The sequence below is a fragment of the Kitasatospora sp. NPDC002965 genome, from assembly GCF_040611255.1.
GTDB lineage: Bacteria > Actinomycetota > Actinomycetes > Streptomycetales > Streptomycetaceae > Kitasatospora.
In genome coordinates this window covers 1-26,320 of the sequence record NZ_JBEXNT010000131.1, presented here as the reverse complement: position 1 = coordinate 26,320, position 26,320 = coordinate 1, and the positions used below count along the sequence as shown (strand labels likewise).

At 75.4% G+C, this 26,320-nt stretch carries 23 protein-coding genes; 14 read left to right on the top strand and 9 right to left on the bottom strand.

Features of this window, described 5'->3' with window-relative positions:
- Nucleotides 1–171: 171 nt before the first annotated feature.
- From ABZY91_RS34180 to ABZY91_RS34170, 3 genes are all read right to left on the bottom strand, one after another.
- Nucleotides 172–1,035, bottom strand: coding sequence for a thermonuclease family protein (locus tag ABZY91_RS34180; protein ID WP_355407102.1), 864 nt, complete (start codon nucleotides 1,033–1,035; stop codon nucleotides 172–174).
- A 357-nt stretch (nucleotides 1,036–1,392) separates the two neighbouring features.
- A complete protein-coding gene (locus tag ABZY91_RS34175; protein WP_355407100.1) occupies nucleotides 1,393–2,304 on the bottom strand; it encodes a tectonin domain-containing protein in 912 nt (303 codons plus the stop codon).
- A gap of 234 nt (nucleotides 2,305–2,538) precedes the next feature.
- Complete coding sequence (locus tag ABZY91_RS34170) at nucleotides 2,539–3,429, bottom strand: LysR substrate-binding domain-containing protein (protein WP_355407098.1); 891 nt, start codon at nucleotides 3,427–3,429, stop codon at nucleotides 2,539–2,541.
- 115 nt (nucleotides 3,430–3,544) lie between these two features.
- On the opposite strand from ABZY91_RS34170, the gene ABZY91_RS34165 reads away from it, so the two are divergent.
- The 3 genes from ABZY91_RS34165 to ABZY91_RS34155 all read left to right on the top strand — a co-directional run bounded on the left by ABZY91_RS34165 (nucleotide 3,545) and on the right by ABZY91_RS34155 (nucleotide 6,849).
- Complete coding sequence (locus tag ABZY91_RS34165) at nucleotides 3,545–4,543, top strand: DMT family transporter (RefSeq protein WP_355407096.1); 999 nt, start codon at nucleotides 3,545–3,547, stop codon at nucleotides 4,541–4,543.
- A gap of 372 nt (nucleotides 4,544–4,915) precedes the next feature.
- Nucleotides 4,916–6,196 (top strand): sensor domain-containing protein, encoded by a 1,281-nt coding sequence (locus tag ABZY91_RS34160; protein ID WP_355407104.1) that lies wholly within the window; start codon nucleotides 4,916–4,918, stop codon nucleotides 6,194–6,196.
- Entirely contained in the window at nucleotides 6,184–6,849 is a 666-nt protein-coding gene (locus tag ABZY91_RS34155) for a response regulator transcription factor (RefSeq protein ID WP_329950921.1), read from the top strand. The genes ABZY91_RS34160 and ABZY91_RS34155 overlap by 13 nt, the downstream gene beginning before the upstream one ends.
- 385 nt (nucleotides 6,850–7,234) lie before the next feature.
- Here ABZY91_RS34155 and ABZY91_RS34150 read toward each other — a convergent pair whose 3' ends face one another.
- From ABZY91_RS34150 to ABZY91_RS34140, 3 genes are all read right to left on the bottom strand, one after another.
- Nucleotides 7,235–7,693, bottom strand: a complete 459-nt coding sequence (locus ABZY91_RS34150) for a GyrI-like domain-containing protein (protein WP_355407094.1) — start codon at nucleotides 7,691–7,693, stop codon at nucleotides 7,235–7,237.
- Nucleotides 7,694–7,794: 101 nt separating this feature from the next.
- Nucleotides 7,795–9,009, bottom strand: coding sequence for a glycosyltransferase family 4 protein (locus ABZY91_RS34145; RefSeq protein WP_355407092.1), 1,215 nt, complete (start codon nucleotides 9,007–9,009; stop codon nucleotides 7,795–7,797).
- On the bottom strand, nucleotides 9,006–10,271 hold the full coding sequence (locus ABZY91_RS34140; protein ID WP_355407090.1) for a glycosyltransferase 87 family protein: 1,266 nt from the start codon (nucleotides 10,269–10,271) through the stop codon (nucleotides 9,006–9,008). Before ABZY91_RS34140 ends, ABZY91_RS34145 begins: the two co-directional genes overlap by 4 nt.
- Before the next feature lie 470 nt (nucleotides 10,272–10,741).
- Between ABZY91_RS34140 and ABZY91_RS34135 the strand changes: the two genes are divergently transcribed.
- The 8 genes from ABZY91_RS34135 to ABZY91_RS34100 all read left to right on the top strand — a co-directional run bounded on the left by ABZY91_RS34135 (nucleotide 10,742) and on the right by ABZY91_RS34100 (nucleotide 21,192).
- Nucleotides 10,742–11,815 (top strand): GNAT family N-acetyltransferase, encoded by a 1,074-nt coding sequence (locus ABZY91_RS34135; protein WP_355407088.1) that lies wholly within the window; start codon nucleotides 10,742–10,744, stop codon nucleotides 11,813–11,815.
- A 53-nt stretch (nucleotides 11,816–11,868) separates the two neighbouring features.
- Nucleotides 11,869–12,657: an aminotransferase class IV gene (locus ABZY91_RS34130; RefSeq protein WP_355407086.1), complete on the top strand. Its 789-nt coding sequence runs from the start codon at nucleotides 11,869–11,871 to the stop codon at nucleotides 12,655–12,657.
- Nucleotides 12,658–12,886: 229 nt separating this feature from the next.
- Nucleotides 12,887–13,684: an ABC transporter ATP-binding protein gene (locus tag ABZY91_RS34125; RefSeq protein WP_329878367.1), complete on the top strand. Its 798-nt coding sequence runs from the start codon at nucleotides 12,887–12,889 to the stop codon at nucleotides 13,682–13,684.
- On the top strand, nucleotides 13,681–16,245 hold the full coding sequence (locus ABZY91_RS34120; RefSeq protein WP_355407084.1) for an FtsX-like permease family protein: 2,565 nt from the start codon (nucleotides 13,681–13,683) through the stop codon (nucleotides 16,243–16,245). The genes ABZY91_RS34125 and ABZY91_RS34120 overlap by 4 nt, the downstream gene beginning before the upstream one ends.
- A 373-nt stretch (nucleotides 16,246–16,618) precedes the next feature.
- Nucleotides 16,619–17,161: a hypothetical protein gene (locus tag ABZY91_RS34115; RefSeq protein WP_355407082.1), complete on the top strand. Its 543-nt coding sequence runs from the start codon at nucleotides 16,619–16,621 to the stop codon at nucleotides 17,159–17,161.
- On the top strand, nucleotides 17,158–18,753 hold the full coding sequence (locus tag ABZY91_RS34110) for a multicopper oxidase domain-containing protein (protein ID WP_355407080.1): 1,596 nt from the start codon (nucleotides 17,158–17,160) through the stop codon (nucleotides 18,751–18,753). Before ABZY91_RS34115 ends, ABZY91_RS34110 begins: the two co-directional genes overlap by 4 nt.
- 203 nt (nucleotides 18,754–18,956) lie before the next feature.
- Nucleotides 18,957–20,330, top strand: a complete 1,374-nt coding sequence (locus ABZY91_RS34105) for a DUF2252 domain-containing protein (RefSeq protein WP_329950911.1) — start codon at nucleotides 18,957–18,959, stop codon at nucleotides 20,328–20,330.
- An 82-nt stretch (nucleotides 20,331–20,412) separates the two neighbouring features.
- Nucleotides 20,413–21,192, top strand: a complete 780-nt coding sequence (locus ABZY91_RS34100; RefSeq protein ID WP_355407078.1) for a helix-turn-helix transcriptional regulator — start codon at nucleotides 20,413–20,415, stop codon at nucleotides 21,190–21,192.
- Here ABZY91_RS34100 and ABZY91_RS34095 read toward each other — a convergent pair.
- A complete protein-coding gene (locus ABZY91_RS34095; RefSeq protein ID WP_355407076.1) occupies nucleotides 21,174–21,587 on the bottom strand; it encodes a hypothetical protein in 414 nt (137 codons plus the stop codon). The genes ABZY91_RS34100 and ABZY91_RS34095 overlap by 19 nt on opposite strands.
- 16 nt (nucleotides 21,588–21,603) lie before the next feature.
- Between ABZY91_RS34095 and ABZY91_RS34090 the strand changes: the two genes are divergently transcribed.
- The gene (locus ABZY91_RS34090; RefSeq protein WP_355407074.1) at nucleotides 21,604–21,921 is read left to right on the top strand and encodes a hypothetical protein; all 318 of its coding nucleotides are present in this window, start codon (nucleotides 21,604–21,606) and stop codon (nucleotides 21,919–21,921) included.
- Here ABZY91_RS34090 and ABZY91_RS34085 read toward each other — a convergent pair.
- Complete coding sequence (locus ABZY91_RS34085) at nucleotides 21,907–22,956, bottom strand: WYL domain-containing protein (protein ID WP_355407072.1); 1,050 nt, start codon at nucleotides 22,954–22,956, stop codon at nucleotides 21,907–21,909. The two genes, ABZY91_RS34090 and ABZY91_RS34085, sit on opposite strands and share 15 nt — an antisense overlap.
- 60 nt (nucleotides 22,957–23,016) lie before the next feature.
- Between ABZY91_RS34085 and ABZY91_RS34080 the strand changes: the two genes are divergently transcribed.
- Nucleotides 23,017–23,373, top strand: a complete 357-nt coding sequence (locus ABZY91_RS34080) for a hypothetical protein (protein WP_355407070.1) — start codon at nucleotides 23,017–23,019, stop codon at nucleotides 23,371–23,373.
- Entirely contained in the window at nucleotides 23,370–23,984 is a 615-nt protein-coding gene (locus ABZY91_RS34075; RefSeq protein WP_355407068.1) for a YdeI/OmpD-associated family protein, read from the top strand. Before ABZY91_RS34080 ends, ABZY91_RS34075 begins: the two co-directional genes overlap by 4 nt.
- 168 nt (nucleotides 23,985–24,152) lie before the next feature.
- Here ABZY91_RS34075 and ABZY91_RS34070 read toward each other — a convergent pair.
- The coding region (locus ABZY91_RS34070) for a ricin-type beta-trefoil lectin domain protein (RefSeq protein WP_355407066.1) at nucleotides 24,153–26,320 on the bottom strand (2,168 nt) is incomplete at its 5' end.

Here is a 26,320-nt window from a genome sequence, read left to right as displayed (position 1 = left end):
CGGCGTCTCACCCCCGGGCCCCCCCCGCCAGGCCGCCCCCGGCACCCCGCTGCCCCCGCCCCCGGGCCGCCCCCCCCGCGGGGCCGCGGGCGGCGGCGGTGTGTCCGGCCCCGGGCCCGCCCCGTCGCCCGGCCGCCCCGCCGCCTCGGCGCGCGCCGGGGCGGCGCCCGCTCAGCCCTCGCTGAAGACGAGGTCCTCGACCTCGACGGTCATCCGCACGGCGTTGCCGTCGAGGACCTGGACCAGCGGCTTGAGGCTCAGCTCGGTCCGGTCGGTCGGGATGACCTCGACCTCGTCCTGTGCCCCGGCGAGGAAGGCGGGGAGGCAGGTGAGGGAGGTCCCGACCAGGTTGAAGTGGTCGACCAGCCGCCGGAACAGCTTGGGCAGCAGCACCAGGCCGGTGAGCGCCTCCATGGTGGGGATGACCGCGCCGGTGGCGGAGGTGGTGACGTCGTCCCGCCAGAGTCCCTTCTTCTCCGTGCGGGCCCGGTGGGCGACGGTGGTGAGTTCGGTGCGGAGGTCCGCGAAGAGCTTCTTGTAGAAGGTGGGGTAGGCCAGCCCCCTGGAGAGCAGGTCGTGGTTGGCGGTGGTCCGCAGCAGCGGGACGTCCATCTGGACCTGGCTGCCGTCGGCGCCGGGCGGGGCGCCGACGCCGACCAGGGCGACGCAGCGGCCGAGGTTGTCGGCGCCGAGGGTGGCGATCCAGCCGGGCGTGGTGGCGGGAGTGGCGGCGACGACCTTCTCGCCCTCGTGCTGGACGTGGCTGAAGCCGAGGAAGGCGAGCAGCGCGTCCCGGGCGGCGTGGGCGAACTCGTGCGGCTGGCTGACCTCGGGGCCGGTCCGGTCGTAGTGGGTCTCCAGGGCGTCCACGGCGTCGAGCCGCAGTCTGGTCTCGCCGGTGGCGGCGCTGTGCTTGACCGGACAGCCGGGGAGCCGGTCCCAGGCCTTCGGATCGAGCGGGACGAAGCGGACGGTGTCGCCGTCCGGCTCGGAACCGATGATCTTGAACGAGCCGTGGACCAGGAGCATCGTCATGGCAGCCTCTTCGTGGTGGCGACGGAGGCCGCCCGCCCGGTCGGGGGTGCCGGTCCGTGGGGGTCCGTCACGGCCGGTGCGGCCCCGGTGGTGGGAGGCGGCGGGGTGGCGCCACTGTAGGTTCGTGCCCGATCCGGTTCAATCACCCCCGGCGTTCCCCGTTCGGCGCGTCGCCGGTCCGGCGCGCGACCCGGTGGGGGCTGTCGTGCGGGACTCCCCGGCGCGGGGGACGGGGAACGCCCCGGTGCCGGGGGGATCGGCACCGGGGCGTTCTCCGGTCAGTCGGTCAGTCGGTCAGTCGGTCAGTGGGGCAGTGGGTCAGCCGGTCGGTCGGTCATTCGGATCGGTGTCGGACGGTCAGGAGGCGGTGAGTCGGCCCGCCGGGCCGCCGATCCGGTTCCACGTGGTGCCGCTGAGCCACTGGAAGACGCCGCCGCGGTCGGGGGACAGGGCGAAGATCCGGCCGACGCCGTCGATCACGAACTCGGCGCCCGGTCCGCCGATCCGGGCCCAGCCGGAGCCGGAGCCGAAGGACCGGTAGACGTCGCCGCTGGTGGGGTTGGTGGCGATCAGGGTGTTGCCGCCGCCGGCGGTGATGGTGGCGGCGGGGCCGCCGACCTGGGTCCAGGCGGTGCCGCCGTTCCACTGGAAGACGGCACTGCCGTCGGGGGTGAGTCCGAAGATGCGGCCGGAGCCGTCGACGGCGAACTGGCGCCCGGGCCCGCCGATCCGGGACCAGTTGAAGGCCGCCCCGTTGTACCGGTAGACGTCGCCGGTGGTGGGGTTGGTGGCGATCAGGGTGTTGCCGCCGCCGGCGGTGATGGTGGCGGCGGGGCCGCCGACCTGGGTCCAGGCGGTGCCGCCGTTCCACTGGAAGACGGCACTGCCGTCGGGGGTCAGTCCGAAGATGCGGCCGGAGCCGTCGATCGCGAACTGGCGTCCGGGCCCGCCGATCCGGGCCCACGCGGCGCCGTCGTAGCGGTAGAGGTCCCCGGTGGTGGGGTTGGTGGCGGCCAGGACGCCGCCGCCGCTCACGACGGTGCCCGCCGGGCCGCCGACCTGGATCCAGGCGGATCCGTTCCACTGGTGGACCCCGGCGCCGCCGGGCGAGAGGGCGGCGAGCAGCGGGGGGGCCGCGACCGCGGCGGTCGCGGCCGGTGCGGCGGCTGCGACCGGTGCGGGGGAGAGCCCGGCGGCCTGCGCCGGGAGGGTGGCCAGCGTGCCGCCGAGGACGACGGCGGCGCCGGTGAGGAGGAGCTTGCGGGTCATGGCGCGGAGGTTCATCGGAGTACCTGCCTTCGGGTGAGGTGCGGGTACGTGCGGAGAGAGACCACGGCCGACGGGGACGAGGCGCCCCGTCTTGACCGTTCAGCGCGAACATGCCACGGCCATCCTCGCCCGCCGTCCCCCCGCATGTCGTACGACGAAATGCGGATTCCGTTCGGGCAGCTCCTGCGGTACAAGCGGATAAGCCTCAAGTCGCTTGCGGCGAAGCGTAGTTGGTCAGGACGGGTGGGGCTCGATCCGGTCGGCGCGGACGGCGGTCAGCAGGCCCGCGACCGCCGGGGACCACGGTCGACCGGTCGGACCGGTGAGTGTGAGCGTCCGGTGCACGGCGGGCCGGATCGGGACGAGCACGCAGTCCGCCGGAAGCATCGGCTGCGCCAGCGAGGGCATCACCGAGACGCCCACGCCCGCGTGCACCATGCCGATCAGCGTGTTGAGGTCCCGGATCCGGTGCCGGGGTGCGAACCGGACGCCCGCCCGGCGGTACGCCTCCCGGATCTGGCGTTCGCAACCGCCCTCGGAGAGCAGGAAGTCGTCGTCCTCCAGCTCGGCCACGTCCACGGTGTCCTCGCCCGCCAGCGGATGGTCACGACGGAGCAGCGCGTGCATGGCGTCCGAGCCGAGCGTGACCGCGCCCGGCGGCACCTGGGTCGTGTCGATCAGGACCGCCGCGTCCACGGTGCCCGCCTCCAGCCAGGCGGTCAGCTCGTCGTCCTCGCCCTCGAAGACCCGCACGGTCAGCCGCGGGTGCGCGGCCCGCCAGTCGTGCAGCAGCCCGGGCAGCAGCCCCTGGCAGACGGTCGTGGGCGCGGCCAGCCGGACCGTTCCGGTGAGCCCGCCCGAGTGGCGGGCGGCGATCGTGCGGACGGCCGCCGCGGAGGCGACCGCCGTCCGGGCGTGCGGCAGGATCCGTTCGCCCAGCGGGGTCGGCCGGGCCGGTGCGGCCCGGTGCAGCACGGGCGCGCCCAGGACCCGCTCCAGGGCCGCCACCGCGTGCGAGACCGCGGACTGGCTGATGCCCAGCTCGGCCGCCGCCGCCCCGAAGCCGCCCGCGTCGGCCACCGCGACCAGCGCCCTGAGCTGGGCCAGGTTCACCTCGGGGGTCATGAGACTTCCTCATCTGCTGCGCACCTTGACTTGTTGGACTCATGGTCCGCCGACGAGCCACCCTCTGTCCACGCGGCCGGCCGGGACACCCGGTCGGGGCGGCGAGGAAGGGCGGGTGGTCCGGGTGCGGCAGCGCTGGTGGCCGGGGTTCGTGGCACTGTCGGCGATCTGGGGCGCGAGCTTCGCGTTGATCAAGGTGGCCGTCGACGCGGGCGTGCCGCCGGTCTGGGTGGCCTGCTGGCGATGCCTCCTCGGCGCCGCGGCACTCTGGGCGATCCTCGCCGTCCGCCGGGAGGCCGCCCCGCGCTCGCCCGCCACCTGGGGCCACTCCGCGATGGCGGCCGTCCTGCTGAACGCGGCGCCGTTCGTCCTCTTCTCCTACGGCGAGACGCGGGTCAGCTCGGTGCTGGCCGGCGTGCTGAACGCCACCACCCCGCTGTTCACCCTGCTCTTCGCGGTCGCCACCGTCGCCGGGGAACGCCGCCCCGGCCCGCGCCGGCTCGCCGGCCTCGGCCTCGGCTTCGCCGGGGTGCTCACCGTCCTGGGCGTCTGGCGCGGCGCCGGCGCCGGTTCCGTCGACGCGGTCGGCGGTCTGGCCTGCCTGGCCGCCGCCTGCTGTTACGGCGCCGGTTTCGCCTACCTGCGGCGCCACCTCGCGGGCCGCCCGGAGTCGGCGACCGCCCTGTCCGCCGTGCAGATCGCCTGCGGTGGGGCCGAACTGCTCCTGGTCGCACCCTTCGTCGCCGGTGCCCCGCACTGGCCCGGCGCCGGACCGGCCGCCGCCCTGCTGGTGCTCGGCGCCCTCGGCACCGGAGTGGCCTACATCCTCAGCCTCAACCTGGTCCGCACGGCGGGCACCGCCGTGGCCGCCGCCGTCACCTACGTGACCCCGCTCTGGTCGACGGCGCTCGGGGCCCTCCTGCTCGCGGAGCCGGTCGGCTGGAACGCGTTGTTCGGCGGGCTCGCCGTGATCGCCGCGGTCGCCCTCACCCGGCCCCCGGCCCCCGCCGGGGCGGGGGCGGGCGGTGAGCCCGGCGGCGGGGCAGGTGGCGGGGACGGCCGGAGCCGCCGGGGCTTCCTGAGCCGCCGGAAGGCGCGTCAGCCGGTCGGTTAGGGTGGCTTGATGGGCAAGGGGCGGGCAGGTGACGGAGGCCGTACGAGCACGGCCCTTCGTGGCGGGTACCCGGGTGGCGCCGCACCGGACGCGCCTGCGTCGGACTTCCCGGTGCCGGACGCCCCGACGGTGGACGCCCCAGCGCCGGACGCCCCGGTGCCGGACGCCGCGACGGCGGACGACTCCGCGCCGGGTACGTCCGGTGTGGTCGAGGCCGCGCCGGCCGCCGGGCGCGCGGGTGAGCCCCTCCGCGCCGGGCTCGCGGCGAACGAGCCCCCGGCCCACGGCCCCGAACCGTCGCCGTCGCCGCCCGTCGCCGTCTGGGCCGCGCTGCGCGCCCGACCGCTCCGCTTCCCGTTCACGCCCCACACGGTGCGCTGCTGGGCCTACCTGGTCGGCGGCGCCCTGATCGGGCTGCTGACGACGGTGCTCCTCGTCGTCCTCGCGCTGCTCGGACTCGCCCTCTCCGTGGCCGGCATCGGCCTGCCGCTGCTGCTCGCCGTCGCCCTCGCCGGTCTGCCCGCCGGCGCCCTCGAACGCCGCCGGCTCCGACTGGTCGAACCGAACGCCGTGCCGGACCCGCACCGCGCGCTGCCCGGCGCCGGCCGTCGCGCCCGGCTGCGGACCCGTCTGCGCGAGCGCGCGACCTGGCGCGAACTCGCCCACACCGCGCTGGTCGGTCCGGTGCTCACCGCCGCCGGCCTCGGCCTGACCGCCCTGCTGGTGTTCTCCGCGGCCCTGGTCGTCAGCCCGGTCGTGGTGTGGGCGCTCGCCCCCGAGACCGTCATGCTGATCCCCGGCCATGCCGTCCCGGGGCCGCTCCACGCGCTCCCGGCGACCGGGGCCGGCCTCGTCGGCCTGCTGCTCGGCTCCTACGGCGGCGCGCTGCTGACCACCGCCCACGTCCGGCTGGCCCGGTTGCTGCTCGGCCCGCGGGAGGAGGACCTCGGTCGCCAGGTCGTCGAACTGACCCGCTCCCGGGCCCGGTTGGCCGACGCCTTCGAGGCCGAGCGGCGCCGCATCGAGCGCGACCTGCACGACGGTGCCCAGCAGCAGCTCGTCGCCCTCACCATGACGCTCGGCCTCGCCGCCCACGAACTGCGCGAGCGGGCCCACCCGCCGGGTGCGGGGGCCGACGAACGCGAAGGTCGGGCGGGTGGACCGGGAGGCCGGACCGACGAGGACCCGGCCGCCGCGCTCGTCGACCGTGCCCGGGCCGAGGCCCGGCTGGCGCTGGAACAGCTGCGCGACCTGGTCCGCGGCATCCACCCCCAGGTGCTCACCGACCACGGGCTCGCCGCGGCCGTCGCCGAGATCGCGCTGCGCCACCCGGTCCCCGTCGAGGTCGACCTCGACCTGCCCGGCCGGCTGCCCGGCCCGGTCGAGAGCACCGCCTACTTCACGGTCACCGAGGCCCTCACCAACGCCGCCAAACACAGCGGTGCCACCGCCGTCACCGTCCACGGACGGGTCGCGGACGGCCGGCTGGTGGTCCAGGTGACCGACGACGGCCGCGGCGGAGCCGACCCGGCCGCCGGGGCCGGGCTCCAGGGACTGGCCGACCGGGTCGCGATCCTGAGAGGACGACTCATGGTGACCAGCCCGACCGGCGGGCCGACCAGGCTCCGGCTGGAGGTGCCGTGCTCCGGCTAGTCATCGCCGAGGACGCCGTCCTGCTCCGGGCCGGCCTCGTCGAACTGCTCACCCGGGGCGGCCACCGGGTGGTCGCCGCCGTCGGCGACGCGGCCGCGCTCGCCGACGCCGTGGACGCCGAACGGCCGGACGCCGTCGTCACCGACGTCCGGATGCCACCCGGCTTCCACGACGAGGGACTCCGCGCCGCCCTGGAACTCCGCGAGCGCCACACCGACCTGCCCGTCCTGGTCCTCTCCCAGTACGTGGCCACCCCGTACGCCACCCGGCTGCTCGGTGCCGCGGGCGCGCAGCAGGCCGGGCTCGGCTACCTCCTCAAGGACCGGGTCGGCGACGTCGGCGACTTCCTGGACGCGCTGCGCCGGGTGGCCGCCGGTGAGACGGTGATCGACCCGGAGGTGGTCCGCGTCCTGCTCCGGGGCCGTTCCGCGGACCGGCCGCTCGGCCGGCTCACCCCGCGCGAGCGGGAGGTGCTGGGGCTGATGGCGGAGGGCCTGAACAACCAGGCCCTCGGCGCCCGGCTGAACATCACCGAGGCCTCGGTGGTCAAGCACTGCGGGAACATCTTCATGAAGCTGGACCTCGACCCGGCCGAGGGCAACCGGCGCGTCCTCGCCGTCCTGGCCCACCTCGCCGATCAGCGCGGCGAGTAACCGCCGGACGGTCCCGGGGCCGGGTCACCACCCGCTGACGCTCTCCGGCCTCGCCGAGCGGCGTGGCGAGCCCGCAGCCCTCGCCCGACCGCTCGGAGAGCTCCCCGCCCCGCACCTCGTCTGCCTGCCCGACGGCCCCCGGCCGCCCACTGCCGTGGCCGCCTCCTCGCCCGCCCCGCCTGGCACGTGGCCGAGCCGGAGACCGGCCACCGGCCGATGTTCTCCCAGCCGCGCGAACCGGCCTGCGTCCTGCGGGAAGCCGCCGCCCCCTGAATGCGGACTCCCGGGCCCGACGAGCGGCGACGGGCGCCTGCCCCGTAGCCTTTCGATTGAATTTCTCCGGGGGGGGGGTGCATTCACGGCCGTGCGAAGAAACCGGCTCGCCTCAGCAGGGGAGGACGGGAACGCAGATCTCGCACAGGTGAGCGTCGAGCATCTGTGGACGGTACCGTTCGAGAACCGGCCGCCCGGGGTCCGGACTGAAACCCGCACCTGTCAGTGCGTGGAACAGTCCGGCCCAGGCGCGTGACAACCCCTCGGGGGTGTGCGGGACGACCAGGACCGCGTGACGGCCGCCGGCCAGTCGGGCCTCCTCGACCTCGCCGTGCGGGATCCCGGCGTCCTGCGGAAGGACGAGGCACGCGTCGTACCTGCAGTTCTGCGGCGCCGTCCGCGCGGGGTCGTCCCGGGCGATCCCCAGGACGACCGAGTCGGCCCGGAACAGGCCGTTGGTGGTGGCCCATTCCTTGAGCCTTTCCATCGGGGCGGCATTTCCGGGCCCGTACGGGCCGACGTGCCTCAGGTAGGCGATCCGGAATTCCGGAATGTCCTCCACGGTGAACACGACTTATCCTCCGTTTGATCGGCGTGAATCAAACAGTAGCAAGGTATAAAATCCCTTCCGGTCGATATTTCAAAAGTCATCGTTCGGGAGCGCCCGGCCCGCTACTCCCGAGCCGGTCGCCGGTCGCCGGTCGCCGGCGTGGGCCTCGGGGTCGAGGGGGACGCGTCGGGGTCGAGGAGGGCGGCCAGCCGCTGGGCGGTGGTCTCCCAGGACCACTGTTCCCGGACCCACCGGCGACCGGCCTCGCCCGTCCGCGCGCGCTCGGCGGCGGGCGTCCGGAGTATGCGGACGATCGCCTCGGCGACGGCGGTGTCGTCGCGGCCGTCGACGACGGTGCCGGTGACGCCGTCGAGGACGGCGTCCGGTGCACCGCCGGAGCGGCCCGCGACGACGGGGAGTCCGGAGGCCGCCGCCTCCAGGAAGACGATGCCGAGACCCTCCGCCTCCAGACCGGCCCGGCGGGTGCGGCACGGCATCGCGAAGACGTCGGCCGCCGCGTAGTGGGCGGGCGTCTGCGCGTGCTCCCGGCCGCCGGTGAACACGACCGAGCCCGGCTCGGTGTGCCGCCGCGCGAGGTCGCGCAGCCGCTGTTCGTCCGGGCCGCGGCCGACCAGCACCAGGGTGGCGCCGGGGACGGCCCGCCGGATCTGCGGGAGCGCGCGGATCAGGGAGTCCTGACCCTTGCGCGGGACCAGCCGGGCCACACAGAGGATCACCGGCCCGGTGGGACCGCCGCCCCGCTGCTCCCGCCACAGTGCGGACGACTCGTCGGACGGCCGCCCGGGCCGCGGCCGGAACAGGTCGGCGTCGACGCCGGGCACGAGCCGTTCCAGCCGGGCCGCGGGTCCGAGCGCGGGGGCGATCCGGTCGCGGGTGTATGGACCGAGGTAGGTGACGACGTCGACGCTGTCACCGATCCGCCGCAGCAGTCGACGGGCCCCCGGGGTGCGCGCCCACCAGATCTCGTGGCCGTGCGTGGTGGCGACGGTCCGCCGGATTCCCGGCGCTCGGCGGCGGAGCCCGGGCGTCATCGCGGCGAGCGGGGCCGCGGCGCCGAACCAGACCCGGTCGCAGCCGTACGCCCGGGCGATCTCGGCGGCCCGGCGGGTGACCCGACCGGTCGGCAGCAGCGTCCGGGACCGGTCGCGGATCACCGGGAACGGCAGTGCGGCGTCGTGGTGGGCGGAGCCCGGTTCGTCCGAGGTGTAGACGACGACCTCGCCGCCGGGCAGCCGGGTGGCCATGGCGTGGACGAAGGTCTCGATGCCGCCCTGTCGGGGCGGGAAGTCGTTGGTGACGATGAGGGTGCTGGTCATGGGGTGGTGACGACCTCGGTTCGGGGGAAGGCGGTGGCGGTGGTGCGGGCCGGTTGCCGGGGGCGGGCGGGCACCGGGGTGGTGGGGCGGCGCGGCGCGGGACGGACGCACCCGTCCGCCCGCGGCGGTGGGGCGAGGAGAGCGGGGGCACGTACGGACGGGGCGGGCACGGCGGTGGCGGTGCGGGCACGGTCGGCCCCGGGCCGGTCGCGCGCGGACAGCCTGGCGAGGAGGACGAGGAGCGCGGGCAGCGCGAGGTAGCCGAACCGTCCGGCGGGCGCCAGCAGGAAGGCCAGGCCGAGTCCGAGTGCCAGCCGGTCGGCTGCGCCGGTGGCGTCCCGGGGCGGGCGGAGCGCGAGCGACGCGGCGACCGCGAGTCCGGCGAGCAGGAGCAGGGTGAGGGAGGTGTACCACCCGGCCGGGCCGAGGTCGGCGAGGATCCGGCCGGGCAGCGGGCTGCTCGCGGGCGTGGGCAGCCCGCCGCGCCCGGTGGGGAAGGCGAACACCTGCTGCACCAGCGGTCCGGGCGCGCGCAGTGCACCGGGCAGGACGATCGCGGCCGTGCCGACCAGGGCGGTGGCCGTCGCGCGCACCGCCGCCCGCCGTCCGGCGGTGGCGGCCAGCAGGGCGGCGACCACGGCGACCGCCGGCCAGGCCGTCCACTTGAGCGCGCAGGCCAGGGCGAGGGCCGCTCCGGCGCCGAGCGGGCGGGCCCGGCCGGCCAGGGCGAGCGCCAGGCAGCAGAGTCCGGTGAGTGGCAGGTCGACCCCACTGACGCAGAGCGGCAGCGCGACCGGCGGCGAGGCGATCAGCGCCGCGACCTGCGTGCCGACCCGCGGGCCGACCGGGCCGACGGCAGGCCCCGAAGCCGGAACAGGTCCGCCCCGATGCCGCAGCCGCAGCCGGGTCCGGTGCGGTCCGACGGCCGCGACCAGGCAGCCGAAGAACGCGGCGGCACACCACACCCGTGCGTCGCCGAGCATCCGGACCGGCCACCCGTCCGATCCGAGCAGTGCGCGAGGCAGCCCGAACAGCGCCATGCCGGGCAGGTACGGCGTGTACTCGGCGACCGTGTGCGGCTCGGCCAGGTACGGCGTGCCGTGCCGGAGCAGCAGTTCGCCCGACCGTTCGATGACGGTGACCTCGCTCTGCCCCTGCCCGGTGGCGACCAGGACGACCAGCGGTACGGCGATCGCGCCGGCGATCGCGACGGCCGCCGCGCAGCGGGACGCCCACCGCCGGGGCAGCACCAGTACGGCCACCGCCGCCGCCAGGTATCCCGTTGCGGCGTACAGTCCCCAACTCCGGTGCGGTCCCAGCCCGGAGACGAGTGGGAACGCCCCGGCCCAGCCGGCCGCGACCAGCCATCCACCGCACCACAGCAGCCGTCGCCCGCCGGGGGAGCGGTGGCGGTGACGGTCGTGGAGACGAGGTCGATCGTGAGGGCGGGGAGGGCTCGGACGGCTTCGACGGGCGCGGTGAATCAGCACCACTTCATTGCAGCGGCGCAGGTCGGCGAGGTCATGAGGGCCAGGTCGAGTCCTGTGGTCGGGTTTCCCCTACCACGGTCGGGCGCGCGGGGGAGGGCCGCGCGCAGGCCGGACGGTGGGATCGTGCACGGGTGGGGTCCGCCCTTTCGCGAGGTGTTCCGAACAAGTGAATTCGTACCCGATCTGACGTTCGGTGTCCATGGAATTACACTCGGTGCCGTCCGGTCGCTATCGTGGACGGCGTGGTGAGGTCCTGGGATGCGGCGGTGGAACGGGCGCAGGCGCGGCTGGAGGCGGCGCCCGGGGTGCGGGCGGTGGGGGAGGGTGAGGGGCGGCGGTTCGCACTCTGGGACCTCGCGTCGCGCGCCGAGGGGGAGTTGGGCGAGCAGGTGGACCCGGAGGCGATCGGTCCGGCGGAGGAGCGCGCCCTGCGACAGCGGCTCGGAGAGAGCGGGCGCGAGTGGCCGGACGGTGAGCTGTACCGCCGCCGCTACTGGTTGACCGGCACCGCCGGGACCGCCGACCCCGTGGGCGGAGCGGCCGACGCCACCGGTGCCGTGGCCGGCGCCCCGGTCGGCACCGTCGCCGTCGACAACTGGACGAAGGGGCCCGGTCAGTTGGCCGTCTCCTCGCTCTACCTGCGCCCCGCCGCGCGTGGGCGCGGCCTCGCCGCGACGGTGCTCGACCAGCTCTACCGGGCCGCCACGGCCGAGGGCCTGCCCGGCTACCGCCTGGAGGCGCACTGGACGTGGCAGCACGCCGTCCGGTACTACCTGCGCCGCGGTCTCTGGGTGGTCTCCTGGAAACACGCCGTCGGCCTGGCGCGGCTGCCCCAACTGCCGCCCTACCGGGTGCGGGAGGAGGAGGACCGGCTGGTCCTGCTGGTCGCGGACGGGGCGCCGGGCCCCGGTGGCGGCTGGACCCCGCTGCTCACCGCCGGCCGCGAGGGCCGCTGGCTGCGGCTGGACGAGACCACGGACTACCGCCGGGCGGACGGCTGGGTGCGGGACTTCGCCCGCTCCACGCTCGCCCTGCACCTGGCGCTCGCCGGACGCCCGCTGGTGCGCGGCCCGCAGTGGTGGGCGGAGGCGTGGCGGTGGTCGGACGCGGGGGAGCCGGAAGGGCTCGCGTACCGGATCGAGCACGTCGAGCGGTCGGCGCGCGACGGCGGCCGGCCGGTCACGACCCCCTACCGTCCGATCCTGGCCGGCCCGGGCGGCAGGCAGGTCCGTGAGCAGGCCCACGACCAAGGCCGAGATCAGGGCCGCGAGCAGGGCCGCGACCGGAGCGGTGAGCCCGGCGATCCCGCGCGATGACCTCGCCGCGCACCGCTCCGCACCCCGGCGGGCCGACCTGGGAAACTCGCCGCATGGCAGAGATCGAGATCGACGGCGCACCCGCCGACCCCGCGCAGCTCGCGGCGCTGGGCCTGCTCAACTACGGGCACTTCACCACGCTGCGCGCCGAGGCGGGCCGCACCCGCGGGCTGACGCTCCACCTGGACCGGCTGGTCCGCGACTGCCGCACGGTGTTCGGGGCCTCCCTGGACCGGGAGCTGGTCCGCGACCGGATCCGGCACGTCCTCCCGGCCGACGGCGCGCCGGTGATCGTCCGGGTCACCGTGTTCGACCCGGCGCTCGGCCTCGAACGCCCGGCCGCGCCGGCCGAACCCCGGCTGCTGGTCACCACCCGCCCGGCGCCGGCCGGCCCGCCCGGCCCGCTGCGGGTCCGCACCGCCGTGTACCGGCGCGAGTTGCCGGGAGTGAAGCACGTCGGCCTGTTCGGGCTGCTCCATCACCGCAGGCTGGCCCAACTGGCCGGCTACGACGATGCGCTGCTGGTCGACGAGGACGGTCGGATCACCGAGGGCGCCACCTGGAACCTCGCCCTCCACGACGGCCGTGATCTGGTCCGACCGGACGCCGCCGCCCTGCCCGGCGTCACCGAGGCACTGCTGGCCGGCGCGTACGGCGGCCCGCAGCGGCGCGAGCCCGTCGCACCGTCCGGGCTGGACCGCTTCGTCGCCGCCGTCGCCGTCAACGCGGGCGTCGGGGTCCGCCCGGTCGCGGCGATCGACGGCACCCGGTTCGACCCGGCCCACCCCGCCGTCGCCGAACTCCGCGCCGCGTACGAGGGCATCGACGGCGAGCGGATCTGACGAGGAGGCCCGAGGGGGAGGATCCGAGGAGGGAGTCCCGGGCACGCGACCGGCGCCCGCACGCGGGCCGTCGTCCGGCGGCGGCGGGGAGGGCTGACGCCACCCGGAGAGCGCGCCGGGGGATAACCCCACCCCCTGTCCGCCAGCGGCCTCCATGGTCCGCCGCGCCGCGTCTTCCTAGCCTGGAACACGTCGACGACCAGCGACGATCCCCGAAGGAAGGCCCACCATGGCACCCCGCCGCACCCGCCCCCAGCCCGAGCCGTACGGGCGTTCCGACGCCCACGCCGCGATCGAGCTGCGCGGCGTGCGGCGCAGCTACGGCCGGGGCGGCGAGACCGTGCACGCCCTGCGCGGCGTCGACCTCGCCCTCGGCCGCGGTACCTTCACCGCGGTCATGGGCCCGTCCGGCTCGGGCAAGAGCACGTTCCTGCAGTGCGCGGCCGGCCTGGACCGCCCGACCGCCGGCGAGGTCTACCTGGGCGGCGAGGAGATCACCCGGCTGAGCGAGAACCGGCTCACCAAGCTGCGCCGCAGCCGGATCGGCTTCGTCTTCCAGTCCTTCAACCTGCTGCCCTCGCTGACCGTGCTGCAGAACGTGCTGCTCCCGCAGCGCCTCGCCGGTGAGCGCCAGGACCGTTCCCGGGCCAAGGAGTTGCTCGCCCGGGTCGGTCTCGGTGACCACGCCGGGCGCCGGCCGGGGCAGCTCTCCGGCGGTCAGCAGCAGCGGGTGGCGATCGCCCGCGCACTGATCACCGACCCGGACGTGCTCTTCGCGGACGAGCCGACCGGCGCACTGGACACCAGGACCGCGCACGAGGTGCTGGGCCTGCTCCGCGGCGCGGTGGACTCGATGGGTGCCACCGTCGTGATGGTCACCCACGACCCGGTGGCCGCCTCGGTCGCCGACCGGGTGCTCTTCCTGGCCGACGGCGCGCTCGCCGACGAGCTGTACCGGCCGGACCCGCGGACGATCGCCGACCGGATGGTCACGCTGGCCGCGCGCCCGGTGGGGGTGGCGGCATGACCAACGGACTCGCCCGCGCCTCGGTGCGGTTCCGCCCCGCCTCCTTCGTCGGCACCTTCGTCGCGCTGCTGTTCGGCGCGGCCGTCGTGATGGCCTGCGGCACGCTGCTGCAGACCGGCCTCACCGCCTCCGTGCCGGCCGGCCGGTACGCGAGCGCGCCGGTGGTCGTGGCCGCCGACCCGACCGTCACGATCACCTACAAGAGCGCCGAGGACACCGAGACCGAGAGCCAGTCGGTGCCCGAGCGGGCCCGTCTGGACGCGGGGCTGGTGGCCCGGATCGCCGCCCAGCCGGGCGTGGCCGCCGCCCGCCCCGACACCGCCTTCCCGGTGCAGGGCGCTGCCGGCACCCCGTTGGCGGGATCGCCGCTGACCGGCCGGGGCTTCGCCTCGCTCGGCATCACCGGCCCTGCCGACAAGCTGGTCGAGGGCCGCGCCCCCGGCGCCGGCGAGGTCGTCCTGGACGCCGACACGGCGCGCGCCGCCAAGCTGGCGCCCGGGACCACCGTGACGCTCACCGCGCCCGGCGGCAGCGGCAGTTACCGGATCTCCGGCCTCGCCGCCCCGCAGCAGTTCGGCGCCGCGGCGGCCGGGACGCCCACCGCCTGGTTCGCGGACCAGCCGGCCGACCGCCTCTCCGGCCACCCCGGCCGGGTCGACGCGATCGCCGTGCAGCCCCGCGAGGGTGTCGACGCCAAGGCGCTCGCCGCGCAGGTCGAGCAGGCCGTGGGCGACCGGGCGGAGGTGCTGACCGGGGACGACCGCGGCACCGTCGAGCAGCCCGTGCTCACCGAGGCGCGCACCATGCTGACCGCCCTGGGCGGCTCCTTCGGCGGCACCGCCACCATGACCGCCGTCTTCGTGGTCGTCTCCACCGTCGCCCTGGCCACCGGCCAGCGCGCCCGCGAGTTCGCCCTGCTGCGCGCCATCGGCGCCACCCCGCGGCAGATCCGCCGCACCATCGCCACCGAGGCGGTGCTGGTCGCCCCCCTCGCCGGTGCGCTCGGCATCCTGCCCGGACGGGCCCTGGCCCGCTGGTGGTTCGACGAGATGGTGGAGCGCGGCGCCGTCCCGGACTCGGTGGAACTGTCGGTCGGCCCGGTGCCGATGCTGGCAGCCGTCGGCGTCTGCACGCTCGCCGCGCTGGGGGCCGGCTTCGTCGCCGCCCGCGGCCCGGCCCGGATGCGCGCCGGCCAGGCGCTCGGTGCGGCAGCCGTCGAAGCCGGCCGTCCGGGCAAGGTGCGCACCGTGATCGGCCTGCTCTTCGCCGCGGGTGGCGTGTCGCTGGCCGGCCTCGCCTCGGCCCTGAAGGGTTCCGACGCCGCCAACACCGCGCTCGGCGTGGTGATGTGCTTCCTGACCGCCGTCGCGCTGCTCGGCCCCTGGGTGGCCCGGGGCGCGGCCGGGGTGCTCGGTGCCCCGCTGCGGGCCGGCGGCGCGCCAGGCTCGCTGGCCGCCGACAACACGCGGGCCAACGCCCGCCGGCTGGCCTCCGCGATCACGCCGATCGCCATGGTCACCGCCTTCTGCGGCACCCTGCTCTTCCTGCAGACCACGATCAGCCACGAGACCGGTGAGCAGGTGCGCAGCGGCATCACCGCCGACCACGTGCTCGCGTCGACGGGCCCGGGCCTGCCCGCCGGCACCGCCGAGCAGGCGGCGAAGGTGCCCGGCGTGGAGGCGGCGGTCGGCGTGCTGCGCACCGGTGTCCTCTACCGCAGCGGGCAGACGGTGCAGACCGCCAACGCGCTGGGTGTCGCCGGTGACCCGGCCCGGCTCTCCCGGGTGCTCGACCTCGGCGTGCACGAGGGTTCGCTGGCCGAGCTCGGCCGCTCGACGGACACCGTCGCGCTCTCCCGGACCATGGCCGACGACCTCGGTGTCGAGGTCGGTGACCGGGTCCCGCTCTGGCTCGGTGACGGTACGGAGGCGAAGCCGCTGCTGGTCGCCACCTACGAGCGCGGGCTCGGCTTCGGGCAGGCGCTGCTGCCCCGGGCGGCCGTCGCGGAGCACGTGACCGCCGGTTACGACAGCCAGGTGCTGGTCACGGACGCGCCGGACGCCGACCGGGCCGCGGTCGCGAAGCAGCTGGCCGGGGTGGGCGGCGGGACGGCTCTGCTCGTCACCGACCGGGCCGGGTTCGTCGCCCAGGCCGACAAGGCGCAGGAGCTCGGCGCCTGGGCGAACACCGTGATGGCGGGGGTGCTGGGCGGGTTCGCGGCGGTCACGGCCGCCAACACCCTGGTGATGACGGTGCTGGACCGGCGCCGCGAGATCGCGCTGCTGCGGTTGGCGGGGACCACCCGGCGGCAGGTGCGCGGCATGATGCGCTGGGAGGCGCTGCTGGTCGCCGCGACCGGCCTGGTGGTCGGCGGTGCGATCGCCTGGACCACCCTGGTGCCGGTCACCCGGGGCATCGCCGGCGCGGCGCCGTACGTCCCGGTCGGGACGGCGCTGCCGCTGGGGGGCGCGGCGGTGCTGCTCTGCCTCGCCGCGACCGCCCTGCCGGCCCGGGCCCTGCTGCGGACCCGTCCGGTGGCGATGGGCGGCGGCCGGCAGTAGGGACGGCGAGGAGGGGACCGGTCCGGTCCCCGCAGGCCGGGCGGGGAAGGCCGTCCCGGGGGAGGGAACGGCCGGGGGAAGGACCGGAGCTCCGGCTCCGCAGGGGGCGTGAACGGGCGGTGCGCGCGGGTCTGGCGCACCGCCCGTTCGGGTGACAAAGCCGCGCCGAACAGGCGCCAGAGGGTGGTAGAAGGCCGGAAGGCCCTTGATCCACACCGATCGTGATGTCTGATCAGCTACGCTCACGGCCGCGTCCGTCCGGTGCCGCACGCCCGGGGACGCCGTCCCGTCCACCCCCGCGCCGAGCCGGTCCGGCACGCCCGGTGTGCCCGCTGCCGGGCCCGGCGCGCCCCGGCAGAGAGAAGGCCGACCGATGAGCAGTCCTCCCGCGGCCCGCACGCCCCGCCCGCCCCGTCCGTCGCTGCGCCTGCGGCCCCGCCTGCCGCCGCGTCTGCCCCTGCTGGTGCTGCGGGCCACCGCCACCGCGCTCGCCGTCCTGGCCGTGGTCCAGACGATGCTGGCCGCCAGCTTCCTGAACGGCCACTACGACTCGCTCAAGGCACACGAACTGGCCGCCATGGCCCTGGACACCCTGGTGCTCGTCCAGCTGGTGGCCGCCGCGCTGGTCGGCCTGGTCGCCCGTCGCGGCCCGGGCGGCACGCGCGGACCGTTCCGGCCGCTCGGCACCGCGGCGCTGCTGGCGGTCGCGGCAGGCGCCCAGACGGCCTTCGGATACGACCGGGCGGTCGGGCTGCACGTGACCCTGGGAGTCCTGCTGGTCAGCGCCCTGCTGTTCGCCCTGGTCGGCGCCTGGCGTCTGCCGCTGCCCGCGAGCGGCGGCGCCCCCGCCGACCCGCAGGGCGCGGCCGCCGGACGGCTGCCCCGTCCGAGCGGCTCGATGGAGGTGGCGCAGTGAGGCGCCGCCGGTTCCTCGGCGTCGGCGCGGCCGTGATCGGCGCGGGCGCGGTCGGGGCCTTCGCCGTGCCGCCGGCCGCCCGGCTGCTGGCCGAGGCGCGGCCGGGACGCCTGCTGACCAGCGAGGTCCCGCTGCCGGAGCCGTTCCGGGTGCCGCTGCCGGTGCCGCCCGTCCTCGCTCCGGTCCGCTCCGACGCGACCACGGACCACTACGAGATCGTCCAGCGGGTCGCCGGCCTGGAGATCCTGCCCGGCCTGCGCACCGAAGCCTGGACGTACGGCGGGACCTTCCCCGGGCCGACCATGGTCGCGCGGGCGGGCCGCGAGGTCGTGGTCCGCCACCGCAACGAGCTGCCGGTGCCCTCGGTGGTCCACCTGCACGGCGGCCACACCCCGGCGGACAGCGACGGCTACCCCGTCGACCTGCTGCTCCCGGCCGGATCGTCGGCCGACCACGCGGCGCACGCGATGGCGGGGATGGCCGGGATGGCGGGGATGGCCGGGACGTCCGCGACGGGAACCGTGGGCCGGACCGTCGTCGGCGAGCGCAGCTACACGTACCCGGGCCACCAGCGTGCCGCCACCCTCTGGTACCACGACCACCGGATGGGCTTCACCGGCCCCGGCATCTGGCGAGGCCTGGCCGGCTTCCACCTGATCGGCGACGAGGAGGAGGACGCCCTGCCGCTGCCGCGCGGCGAACGCGACCTCCCGCTCATGCTCGCCGACCGCGCCTTCGCCTCCGACGGCTCGTTCCGCTACCCCTCCGTCGACCCCGGGCTGACCGTTCCGGGCGTCACCGACGACTACATGAACGGCGTGCTCGGCGACGTCATCCTGGTCAACGGGGCGCCCTGGCCACGCGTCGAGGTGGACCGCGCCCACTACCGGCTGCGCCTGCTCAACGCCTCCAACACCCGGATCTACCGCCTGGAACTCGACCCGCAGCCCGCCGACGGCGGCGCGCTGGTCCAGATCGGCGGCGACGGAGGACTGTTGGAGACACCGATCCGGCACGACGCCGTCGAGATCGCCCCCGCCGAGCGGTTCGACGTCGTGGTCGACTTCTCCCGCTACCCGCCCGGCACGTCCGTCCGCCTGACGAACCGCTTCGGCAGCGAGCGGACCGGCGAGGTCCTCCGCTTCGACGTCACCTCCCGCCCGGTGACCGACGACGCGACCGTCCCCGAACGCCTCTGCACCCTCGAACGGCTCGACCCCGGCGCCGCCGTCACCACCCGCACCTTCGGCTTCCGCCGCAGTCGCAACGACGGCTGGACGATCAACAACCGGCCGTACGAGCCGGGCCGCGTGCTGGCGGCCCCGGCGCTCGGCACCACCGAGATCTGGAGGTTCTTCAGCGACGTCCACCACCCCGTCCACCTGCACCTGGACCAGTTCCAGGTGCTCTCCCGCAACGGTGGTGACCCGGGCCCGTACGACGCGGGCTGGAAGGACACCGTGGACCTGCGGCCGTCGGAGGGGGTGGAGGTGCTGGTGCGGTTCACCGACTACCCGGGGACGTACATGCTGCACTGCCACAACCTGGAGCACGAGGACATGGCGATGATGGCGGACTTCGTCGTGGAGTGAGCGGGGACGGTGCGCGGCTCCGTCCGCTCGCGCACCTTTCACCCGTTCGGCGGAGCGTCGGCGGGGGAGTCACGCGCTCGCCCACCTCGTGGCAGCCCCCGCCCGCGCCCCGACATGCCGCCCCGCGGCGCGTGGCCTAGCGTCGCGGGGGAGGGGGGTCCCGGCCGTGGAGGGGCTCCGGGCCGCACAGCGAGGAGCCGCGCATGACCAGTCCCGCCGAACGCCGCCGGCGCGGCCGGGCCGCCCGCAGCCGGGTCTCCCGCTCCGCCCACGGCCGCTGGATCCCCGCCGCCGACCGCCCGGACCCGATCCGCCTGCTGGAACACCAGGCCGAGGACCGGCTCGCGGACCTCCGCCCGATCCGCTACGGACGGATGGCCGAATCCGCGTTCGCCTTCCTGCGGGGCTCCGCCGCCGTCATGACCGCCGACCTCGCCGCCGTCCCCGACACCGGCCTCACCGTCCAACTGTGCGGCGACGCGCACCTGCTGAACTTCGGCGTGTACGCCTCGCCGGAACGCGCCCTGCTCTTCGACGTCAACGACTTCGACGAGACCTACCCCGGCCCCTTCGAGTGGGACGTCAAACGGCTCGCCGCCAGCGTCGCGGTCGCCGCCCGCGACAACGGCCACGACGACGACCGCGCCCACCGCGCCGCGCTCGCCGCCGCGGACGGTTACGCGGTCGCCATGCGGCGCCTCGCCGAGATGGGCGAACTCGAGGTCTGGTACGCCCGGATCGACACCGCGGACCTGCCGGCGACGGTCCGCGGTGGCGGTCGCCGCCGACAGGTCGAGGCCAACCTCGACCGCGCCCGCCGCCGCACCAGCCTGCAGGTCTTCGGCAAGCTCACCGAGCGGGGTGAGGACGGCCGCCGTCGCATCATCAGCGACCCGCCGCTGATCGAACCGGTGCCGCGCGACGAGCTGCGCCGGGTCGGCAAGATCTTCAGCGACTACCGCGCCACCCTCGCCGAGGACCGCCGGGTCCTGCTCGACCGCTTCCAACTGGTCGACGTCGCGCGCAAGGTGGTCGGCGTCGGCAGTGTCGGCACCCGCTGCTTCATCCTCCTCCTGGAGGGCCGGGACGAGCGCGACCCCCTCTTCCTCCAGATCAAGGAGGCCGGACGGTCCGTGCTGGAGGACTACCTGCCGGAGACGCCGACCGAGGGCCGTCACCTCACCGAGGCGCCGGTCGTCCACGGCGGCCGGCGCGTCGTCACCGGCCAGCACCTGATGCAGGCCGCCAGCGACATCTTCCTCGGCTGGACCACCGGCCCCGGGGGCCGCCACTTCTACGGACGCCAGCTGCGCGACATGAAGGGGGCCGCCGCCGTCGCCGACATGGCGCCCGCGGACCTGCGCGCCTACGCCGACCTCTGCGGCCGGACCCTGGCCCGCGCCCACGCCCGCTCCGGCGACCGTCTCGCCGTCGCCGGCTACCTGGGCAGCGCCGACACCTTCTCCGAGGCCGTGGCCGACTTCGCCGTCCAGTACGCGGACCGGACCGTCGTCGACCACGCGGCGTTGCTGGCCGCGATCGACGCGCACGCGGTGGCGGCACGGCGGGGTATCTGAGGCCGCCCCGGCCTGCCCGGGGCCGAGCCCGGGGCCGGCCCGGCCCGGGGGCCGGAGCCGCCCCCGTGTACAAATGGCTCCCGTGGACTTCCCCCGGACCCTGCGCGAGCGCCGCACCCACCGCCGTCTCAGCCAGCTCGAACTCGCCACCCGCGCCGGGACCACCCAGCGCCACCTCAGCTTCATCGAGTCCGGCCGCTCGGCGCCCGGGCGCGGCATGGTGGTCCGGCTCGCCGAGTCCCTGGACCTGCCGCTGCGCGAGCGCAACGAACTGCTGCTGTCCGCCGGTTACGCCCCCGTCTACGCCGAGCACCCGCTCGACGGGCCCGAGCTGGCGCCGGTCCGGACCGCCCTCGGTCACATCCTCGACGGCCATCTCCCGTACCCCGCCCTGGTGGTGGACCGTTCCGGTGACGTCGTCGCGGCCAACGCCGCCCTCGGGCTGCTGACCGAGGGGGTGGGCGCCGAGCTGGTCGGCCCCGGTACCAACGCCTACCGGCTGGCCCTGCACCCGGACGGCCTGGCCCCGCGGATCCTCAACTTCGGCGCCTGGGCCCGCCACATCCTCGAACGGACCACCCACCTGGGCGCGCTCCACGCCGAACTGCTCGGCTACGTCGGGGCGCCGGAGGCGACGCCGTCCGACCACCTGGGCTTCGCCGTCCCCCTCCACCTGCGCACCTCGCTCGGCGAACTGCACCTGATGACGACGATCACCACCTTCGCCACCGCGGTCGACGTCACGCTCGCCGAACTGAGGCTGGAGGCCTTCCTGCCGGTCGACGAGGCGACGTCGCTCGCCCTGCACGCCCACGCCGAGCGTTCCGGGGCGACCCGGCCGCCTCAGGCGGGGAACTGGTAGTCCGTGATGATCCTTCCCCGGTCGTCCAGGACGAGGACGTCGACGCCGCCGCCGAGTACGTCCCCGCTGCCGACGGCCACCATCTCCCAGGTCAGCCGGACGGCGTCCCGGAGCCGCACCGCTTCACCGACCCCCCGGAACGAGTACTCCCCGCCCGCGACGAACTCCCGGTAGGCGCGCGTCACCCGCTGCTCCAGTGCGTCGTACCCGCGAGCCTCCAGTGCGCTCTCCCCGAAGCCCAGCGCCGCGGCCTGCTCGCGGATCTCCTCCGGCGGGTGGAGCAGGTGCACGCCGCCCGCGGCCCAGAGCCCCTCGATCGCCGCCCGCCGCCGTGCCGGGTCGGGCTCCGTCCAGAGCGCGACGTAGCGGTCCGCGATGTCCTGTGCCGTCGTCATGACGTGTCCTCCGTGGGTGTGTTCCTCGTCCGTCGGCACCCATCCTTCGATTCCCGGCGGCAACCGACAATTCCCGCCCGGGAATGCCGACCGGGCCACCCGCCCCGGCCACCTCCAGGCCCGGGCGACCGGGTCCCCGGCCGTCGACGTGCCGGGCGGCAGCCCGCAGCTGCAGGGCGGTTGGGCCCTGCTCGGCGGCGTCGACCTCAATGGTGCGCTGCTCGCCCACCTCAGGATGTTCGGTACCCCGCTGATCGAGGGCAGGCTGCCGCTGCCGGCCTTCCACCGCGAATGGCCCCTGCCGGCGGGATCCCTCCCGTCAGCCCGCCCGTAGGCCCGGGGCCGGGTCCGGGGCCGGTCCGTGCGTGTAGCGGGCGGTGAGCTCGGCCCCCAGACGGGCCAACTCCTGCTGGACGGCGAGAGGTTCGACCACCTCCGCCTGGGCTCCCCAGCCGGCCAGGTGCCGGGCGACGTCGAGCGGCGTCGGCGCGCCGACCCGGACCCGGATCCGCCCGTCGCCGTGCCCGCGGTGCCCGCCGAGGCCGACGTCCGCGCCGTCTGCCGGACTCCCCGCCGCACTCCCCGCCGCGTCGCCGAGCACCTCGCAGTGCCGGCCGAACTGGTCACGCAGCACCCGCACGTGCCGGTCCTCCACCAGCACCGTCGCCCAGGTGCGGGACCTGCGCTGCTCCACCTCGCCGACGACCTGCTCCCACGCGGCGGCGAGCGTGAAGTCGTCGGGGCGGTCGGCGGCCCGGCCGGTCGGCTCGGCCGCGGCGATCCGGTCGACCCGGAAGGTGCGTCGACCGCGCTCCGTCCCGGCGAGCAGGTACCAGACGTCGTCCTTGTCCACCAGGCCCCACGGGTCGACCAGACGCTCTGTCCGCTCCCCGGAGGCGCCGGTGTACGTCAGCCGGACCTGGCGCCGCCGGACCACGGCCTCCTGCAACAGGCCCACCGTTCCCGGCCGGTGGCGGTCCCGCCCGCCCCAGCCGGTGGGATCGATCACGACGGCGTCGGCCGCCGCCTCGGCGTCGGCCCGGAACGTCCGGGGCAGCGCCCTGACGAGCTTGCGCAGCGCGGCCTTGGCCTCGCCCGACACGGCCGCCGCCGGGCCGACCAGCAGGAACAGCGCCTGAGCCTCCGCCGCCGAGAGCCCGCTCAGGTCGGTCCGGGCGCCGCCGACGAGCGACCACCCGCCGCCGCGCCCGGGCTGCGGGTACACGGGGATGCCCGCCGCCGACAGGGCCTCCAGGTCGCGGCGGGCCGTCGCGACGGAGACGTCCAGCTCACCGGCCAGTTCGGCAGCGGTCACCCTGCCCCGGGCCTGCATCAGCAGGAGGACCGCGACGAGCCGGTCTGCGCGCATCTCCGGGATTCCTCTCGCAAAGTGCTCGGACGGTGAGCACTTTAGATCGGAGGATGGTGAATGTCACCGAATGTCACCGACCCAGGGACGGTCATCACCATGCTGCACGGACCCGCCACCATCGACCCGTGGGCCGACGACCCGGCCGCGGCCGAGTCCCGGTACGCCGAAATCCTCTGCACCGTGCCGCACTTCGATCCATCGGACAAAGGTGGGCCGACCGTCGCCTGCGAGCCCCGGATCGGTGATCACCGGACCGGGTTCCGCCTCGTCCACCGCCGCCACGCCCCGCCGGTCGCGGTCGGTGGCCCCGGCGGCGTCATCCTCCACTGGCACGTCGACGACGCGCGCGCGACCCTGGACAGGGTGCCGGGCGCCATGGAGAACCGGCACTACCTGGAGATGCTGAGCCGATGACGCCGACGAAGCCGACGAAGCCGAGGGCCGCCACCCCGACCTCGGCCCGCCCCCTGCCGTCGTCGCCGCCGGTCCTGCACTTCGAGGACGCCGCCGCGTGGGAGTCCTGGCTCGCCGAGCACCACGGGGAGGAGGGCGGGGCCTGGCTGATGATCGCCAGGAAGGGTTCCTCCGTCACCGCCGTCACGATCGACGAGGCCCGGGACGTCGCGCTCTGCTACGGCTGGATCGACAGCCACCGCAAGGCCCACGACGAGCACTGCTTCCTGCAACGGTACTCGCGCCGCCGCAAGGGCAGCCCCTGGTGCCGGGTGAACGCCGACCGGGCCGAGGAACTGGCGGCCGGTGGCCGGATGCGCCCGCCCGGCGAGGCCGAGATCGAGGCGGCCCGGGCGGACGGCCGTTGGGCCGCCGCCTACACCCCGCAGAGCACCACCACCGTCCCGCCCGACCTCGCCGGGGCCCTGGCCGCAGACCCGGCCGCCGCCGCCCGGTTCGAGGCGCTCGACCGGACCGCCCGCTACCTGCTGATCCTGCCGCTGCTCAAGGCGCGGACCCCGGCCACCCGCGCCGCCCGCCTCCGGAAGGCCGTCGACGGGCTGCACGGATGAGTGACGCCCACGGCCCACGGTCCGCCCCACCCCGGTGCCGTCGGCCACCGGACGGCGGCCCCCACAGGCCGGGAGCCCGCTCCCGGCCCCGGGGGGCCGGGAGCGGGCTCGACGGACGGCGGAGCGGATCAGTGGACGGCCGGGTGGATCACCGGCCGCGCTGCCGCGTCAGGTGGTGCTCCACCGCTGGTTGGGGCCGCCGTTGCAGTCCCACAGGAGCAGTTCGGTACCGTTGTCCGTCCTGCCGAACGGGAGGTCCAGGCAACGCCCGGACGGCGGGTTGTAGATGGAACCGTCACCCCGCAGCTCCCACTTCTGGCTGTTCCCGTCCCCGCCGGGCAGGCAGCTCCAGAGGATGATCCGGGTTCCGTTCCCCGTGCCGTTGTCGGCACCGGCGAGGCACTTCCCGTAGACGCGGAGGGTGCCGTCGGTGTGGAAGGTCAGGTACTGGTTGGTGCCGTTCCAGCAGTCCCACACCGTGATCGGCGCGCCGTCACCGGCGTTGTTGGCGTCGAGGCACTTGCGGTTGTCGAGCGCGGTGTGCAGGAGGCTCGGACCGTTGGCGGTGGTCGTCCAGGACTGGTTGGTCCCGCCGTTGCAGACCCAGTGCAGGAGGTCGGTGCCGCTGTTCCCGTTCGAATGCGGGACGTCCAGGCAGCGGCCGCTCGACGGGTTGTGGACGGTTCCGTCGGCGCGCAGCTCCCACTTCTGGCCGGGGGTCGCGGATTCGACGGGTCCCGAGGGGCAGCGCTGGACGGTGACCCGGTTGTCGTCACCACCGGTCACGCACTTGCCCGAGACCCGGAGGGTCTTGTCACTGTGGAAGGTGAAGTGCTGCTGGTCGACGTTCCCGCAGTCTCCCAGGGTCAGGGTGTCACCGTCGTTGACGGTGCGGGCGTCGATGCACCGGCCGGTCAGTGCGGTGTGGATGCTGACCGTACCGCCGGGAAAGCCCAGGACGGGCTGTCCCGCGAAGCCGCTGAGGGGTGTGCTGCTGGATCCACCGGTGGTGGTTCCGCGCCAGTGGTCCAGTCCGCCGCTGGAGTTGAGGGCCCATATGTCGGCGATCCCGTCGTCGGCGAAGTCGCCCGAGGACCCGACGGTCGGGTAGACCACCGGGACGAGCCCGCCGATGACGTTCTCCGAAACGGGGTTGCCGAAGGCCGAGAGGTCGGCCTTGCCGTCGGCGGCCTTGCGGCTCGGGTACTGGAGGAGCCTGCCGGAGGAGACGTCCCGGGCCCAGAGGTCCGGCAGCCCGTCCGCGGTGGTGTCGCCGGGGGCGATGAGCTGGAGGTTCTTCCAGTCGCCGGTCGAGATCAGGACCGGACTGTCCAGGACGCCGGTGGCGGAAGTGCCGCGGAACAGCCAGAGCTGCGTGCCGCCCTGGCCGTCGTCCTCGACGGTGAGCAGGTCGGTGCGGGTGTTCGGCGCGACGGTGCCGTCGGCGGAGCCGAGTGCGAGGATCTGCTTCACCCGGGTCCAGTCGGAAGCGTAGACGGTGCCGCACGGCTGTCCGTTCAGGAGCTTGCAGCGCTGGGCGAGCGGGCGTCTGACCGCCACCGTCGAGTTCGCGGTGAAGTACTGGGAGGTGACCGGGAAGGTGCCGGTCGTGAGGGTGTTGCGGTAGAGGGTCAGTTCGCCGTCGCGGTAGGCGTACAGGTCGTCGATGTGGATGCCGTTTCCGCCGCGGTGGGTGACGAGGGTGCCCTTCCACCCCTTGCCGCCCGGGCTGTTGGCCTTGTCGGAGGCCAGGATCCCGACGGTGCCCGGGTCGGTGGCGGTCGGGTAGACCCGTAGGTTGTCGCCGGCGTCGGGAAGCAGGAGATCGACCCGCTGGTCCCCGGTGATGTCGCCGAGGACGGTCTTGGCGTTCGGGTTGCTCGGCGCGTAGAACGCGTAGGTGTTCTGCTGCGAGCGGTTGCCGGCCCGGTCGACCGCCTGGACGCTCAGGGTGTTGGTGCCCCACATGGTGGGAGTGAGGTTGATGACCGCGGAGCCGTTGCCGGAGGCGTCGACCCGGTTGGCGCCGCCCACGGGGATGGCCGAGTTGAAGGCGTACTCGTAGGAGAGCACCCCGCTGGCGTTGTCCGTCGCGTTGAGGGTGAACGCGCCGGCCTCGCCGATGTGCTTGGTCGAGCCGGGCAGGGTGCCGGACGCCGGGTAGTCCGCGGACGTGACGGTCGGCACGGCGGGCGGGGTGAGGTCCAGGCTGAACTGGCAGCCGGCCGACCAGTCCGAGGCGAGCTCGCCGTCACCGGTCTGCACGCGCCAGTAGTAGGTGTGGCCGTCCTGGAGGTTGCCGGCGGTGACGGCGGCCTCGTGGTTGCTGTTGCCCC

What these genes read in the sequence shown, in the direction of transcription:
- ABZY91_RS34180 (WP_355407102.1), bottom strand. Translation starts at nt 1,035, where the DNA reads ATGACGATGCTCCTGGTCCACGGCTCGTTCAAGATCATCGGTTCCGAG.
- ABZY91_RS34175 (WP_355407100.1), bottom strand. Translation starts at nt 2,304, where the DNA reads ATGACCCGCAAGCTCCTCCTCACCGGCGCCGCCGTCGTCCTCGGCGGC.
- ABZY91_RS34170 (WP_355407098.1), bottom strand. Translation starts at nt 3,429, where the DNA reads ATGACCCCCGAGGTGAACCTGGCCCAGCTCAGGGCGCTGGTCGCGGTG.
- ABZY91_RS34145 (WP_355407092.1), bottom strand. Translation starts at nt 9,009, where the DNA reads ATGACCAGCACCCTCATCGTCACCAACGACTTCCCGCCCCGACAGGGC.
- ABZY91_RS34130 (WP_355407086.1), top strand. Translation starts at nt 11,869, where the DNA reads ATGGCAGAGATCGAGATCGACGGCGCACCCGCCGACCCCGCGCAGCTC.
- ABZY91_RS34125 (WP_329878367.1), top strand. Translation starts at nt 12,887, where the DNA reads ATGGCACCCCGCCGCACCCGCCCCCAGCCCGAGCCGTACGGGCGTTCC.
- ABZY91_RS34120 (WP_355407084.1), top strand. Translation starts at nt 13,681, where the DNA reads ATGACCAACGGACTCGCCCGCGCCTCGGTGCGGTTCCGCCCCGCCTCC.
- ABZY91_RS34115 (WP_355407082.1), top strand. Translation starts at nt 16,619, where the DNA reads ATGAGCAGTCCTCCCGCGGCCCGCACGCCCCGCCCGCCCCGTCCGTCG.
- ABZY91_RS34105 (WP_329950911.1), top strand. Translation starts at nt 18,957, where the DNA reads ATGACCAGTCCCGCCGAACGCCGCCGGCGCGGCCGGGCCGCCCGCAGC.
- ABZY91_RS34095 (WP_355407076.1), bottom strand. Translation starts at nt 21,587, where the DNA reads ATGACGACGGCACAGGACATCGCGGACCGCTACGTCGCGCTCTGGACG.
- ABZY91_RS34085 (WP_355407072.1), bottom strand. Translation starts at nt 22,956, where the DNA reads ATGCGCGCAGACCGGCTCGTCGCGGTCCTCCTGCTGATGCAGGCCCGG.
- ABZY91_RS34080 (WP_355407070.1), top strand. Translation starts at nt 23,017, where the DNA reads ATGTCACCGAATGTCACCGACCCAGGGACGGTCATCACCATGCTGCAC.
- ABZY91_RS34075 (WP_355407068.1), top strand. Translation starts at nt 23,370, where the DNA reads ATGACGCCGACGAAGCCGACGAAGCCGAGGGCCGCCACCCCGACCTCG.